This window comes from Candidatus Cloacimonadota bacterium (genome assembly GCA_034661015.1).
GTDB lineage: Bacteria > Cloacimonadota > Cloacimonadia > JGIOTU-2 > JGIOTU-2 > JAYEKN01.
In genome coordinates this window covers 1-1,596 of the sequence record JAYEKN010000278.1, presented here as the reverse complement: position 1 = coordinate 1,596, position 1,596 = coordinate 1, and the positions used below count along the sequence as shown (strand labels likewise).

Sequence of the window (1,596 nt, the reverse complement as noted above, 5' to 3'; positions counted from 1 at the left end):
AGTTCAGCTGATCCGCCAGCTAGCGGATAAATAGCTTGACATGGAATTTTACAATGTGTGGATTATGAAATCCAGTATGCAAAGGAGCAAAAATGAAAAATATTAAGAAAAATTCAGTATTAAAAAACATTTCATACAAGAAAATCATAGTATCAATGATCTTTGGTCTTCTTGGATTTTTCATTAATTTTCATACAATAATTTTCCCATTTGGCGAATATACTGCTACTTTATTACTTGGGCTATTGTTCCCAATGCTGATAACATTAAGCTGGGGATGGAAATACGGTTTGCTCTCTGCTTTAGCCGGTGGCTGTCAATCAATGTGGTGGTTGTGGGGTCCAAATAATGGCTATGCGATTTTTTTTGTAGCTCCACCATTTACGCTCTGGATTATCTGGCATGGTATATTTGCACAGCTTCGCAGAAAACAGAAAACTCACAAATGGTGGTTGAGCATGTACATCGTGGAAATCCCCTTCCGTATTCTCAGCTCGATAAATTTATTAACATTTAGCAGATGGGCAATTACTCTTAACCCTCCTTCCTGGAGTTGGTGTTCAAACGCCCCTAATACAATCCCCATGCATTTCTCTGTTTTTGTCACGATTAAACAGGCAGCAGTTGGTTTAGTGATTTTACTTTTCGCTGATGTGCTTTTAAATATCAAATATGTAAGAAGTTTCTTTAAATTGAAAGAGTACATTGATTATAAAAAAACAGGTTATATAATTAGTAGCTTTTTACTTTTGGGATGCTTATTCTGGTTACTGGACAGTGTTTTTTATTCTTTCGCATTTTATAAAGAAAGTTCATTTATTGATCTTCTTGCTCTGAATATCCCGGATTATAATGTTTTCATCCGAACTGTTTTCTTCATTTTCTGCTTGGTGAGTGGACTAATAACTTCCAGAATTTTACGAAGACAAAAAGAAGGTAAAATTGCTTTGCAAGAAATTAATACAAACTTCAGACAGGTAGTGTCTAATATTACAACTGTTGTCTGGAAAGCAGATATTGAAGAAAACGGAGCTTTTGTAAATACTTATTCTTCACCTGTTTTAGATGAATTATTGGAGCTGCCTGCCGGAACCATGAAAAAGGACTGGGACAAGTATTTCAGTTACATCAAACCCGAATACCTGGAGCAGATAAATAATGCGTTCAGGGAAGCAATTGAATCTCCCGGTAAAAAAATTGATTGCGAATACGAATTATTAAAAGATAATGGAAAAACAGTATGGGTAAATTCAAAAGGCAGATGTTTTGAGAAAGACGGGAAATTGCATGTTTTTGGCTCTACAATGGACATTACGAAACGCAAAAAAGCGGAAGAAGGCTTGCGTGAATTAAAAGATGAGCTGGAAGAAAAAGTAAAAGAGCAAACACAAGATTTACAAGTAAAGATCGAGAAACTTTCGGAAAGTGAAAAAGCTATGCTCTTTATGGTGGAAGATCTGAACAAGGTAACTACGGAATTGACAGAGAAAAAATTTAGACTTGAACAATCCAACAAAGAATTGGAGTCCTTTTCTTATTCGGTTTCACATGACCTGCGTGCACCCTTACGAGCGATAAATGGATTTGTAGGAATTT

The 1,596-nt window shown here is 35.7% G+C and carries 1 protein-coding gene; it reads left to right on the top strand.

Translation table 11 applies throughout. From position 1 onward, the window contains the following. Positions 1 to 92: 92 nt before the first annotated feature. Positions 93 to 1,596: PAS domain-containing protein (locus tag U9P79_09740; GenBank protein ID MEA2104903.1), on the top strand; the 1,504-nt coding region annotated here is incomplete at its 3' end.